Origin of the sequence: Clostridium sp., from assembly GCF_021443865.1 — a bacterium.
Taxonomy (GTDB): domain Bacteria; phylum Bacillota; class Clostridia; order Clostridiales; family Clostridiaceae; genus Clostridium.
This window is the reverse complement of record NZ_JABUTB010000169.1, coordinates 1-1,619: the sequence shown is the minus strand read 5'-3', so window position 1 is coordinate 1,619 and position 1,619 is coordinate 1. Positions and strand designations below refer to the sequence as shown.

The following is a 1,619-nucleotide window of genomic DNA, read 5'->3' as shown; positions in this document are numbered from 1 at the left end:
ATCTCCGTAGTTTTCCTTTCCTATATATATATTCCTTGCATATATATTCCCATTGGATTGCTCACCACTCACATTATTAACTACTTTAAAAGTATTATCAGTATATATATTTCCTTCTATCTTAAATTTTGTGCTATTTAATCTTATTCCATCTATATATTTATTAAATGTGTATTCTGTATCCTTTTTCGTATCTTGCCCTTTTATCCATATATCCCCATTAACACTCACATCTCCACCCGTAACATCCATATTTCCATCTGCTGTTATGGCTTTTCCATCAAAAACTGGATATATATTTATTGAAGTTATTTCTGAATTATAATCTGGAGCAGATACTTTAAATTGAGTAGAGATAACTTTTTCATTTTTTAATTGACCTTCACTACTTTGAAAAGTTGATTTTACTTCTATAGTTATATTGTTATTCCCCTTATCGTAAGTAGATTTAAGGATTTCAATATTAAAGTCTTTTATATCCTGTAATTTTTTTAAATTTATAGTTTTATTATCTTCAATAGAACCTATGACTTCCTTAGATAATATTAAGTATTCTAAAATCTTTTCAACTGTTTTCTCTGTTCCATTTACTTCTCTAACTGTTTGTGTATCTGATAAAAACTTATAAAAATTATCTTTAAAGTTCTTATTTAGTACATCTTCATTTCTATCCTTATCTGCTAGTTTTGAAAATTCCTTTTTCACTTCTTTATCTGCATATTTTATGGCTTCTTGTGAGGTTTTAATTATTATATTTTCAACTACATCTAATCCTGAATCTACCTCATAAAAATTTTGAAGCTTTTTACTTTGATTGATTCTCATTTTATAATCATTTGCTGTAACTGCTAATATTGTTGTTCCCATTGTAAAAATAATTGCCATTACTAAAATTACTATTACAAAGGTAGATCCCTTTTTCTTTCTTCTTGCCTTCACCATTATCCCCCCTATAAGCCTATTTTAATTTTATATTCACGTTATTATTAGATGTCCCTTGAAATAAAAGGTTATTCCTCTTATCTTTAACAGTAACTGTATAATTGTACATATCACCTATTTTATTCTCTTCTTCTTTGTTTTCTTCATAAAGAATTACATTACCACTACTTGAATATAATTTCATTTTTGAAGGATTATTCCCGTCCTTTATCATATAAATCTCAACAAATTCTTCAGATTTATTTATAAATTCTATATTCACATCTTTATAAAAATCATTTCTAATATCTAAAATAATATTTTTATTTATATCTGTTTTCTCAATAGTTAATATTGGTGTAGCTTCATTCTCATTAGAAACCACTAATTTCTTTAAATTTTGATCTAGCTCCATTATCAATTTATTTGCAGTAATATTAGCATCATTAATCTTATTACTAGTAAAATTCAGCCTAAATCCTACATCATTATATTTATCTAAGTTATCTATATTTTCATATTGAAAATTTACATCCTTTTCCACTTTAACTTCTACTCTATAAATGTCTTTATCCTTTCCATTTGAAGGGCTACCATAAACATTTCTATCAAAGCTTCCTAAAAATTCTTTATCCTTTTGTACTATTTTATCTCCATCTAAAAGTTCAAAATACTTTTCAGTTGAGTTATCTTGCAAT

General features: G+C 25.9%; 1 protein-coding gene and 1 pseudogene. Both read right to left on the bottom strand.

Translation table 11 applies throughout. From position 1 onward, the window contains the following. Positions 1 to 942, bottom strand: a pseudogene (locus tag HUJ77_RS15425) (hypothetical protein); the annotation flags it as partial. A 16-nt stretch (positions 943 to 958) separates the two neighbouring features. Continuing rightward, positions 959 to 1,619: prepilin-type cleavage/methylation domain-containing protein (locus HUJ77_RS15420; RefSeq protein ID WP_291710161.1), on the bottom strand; the 661-nt coding region annotated here is incomplete at its 5' end.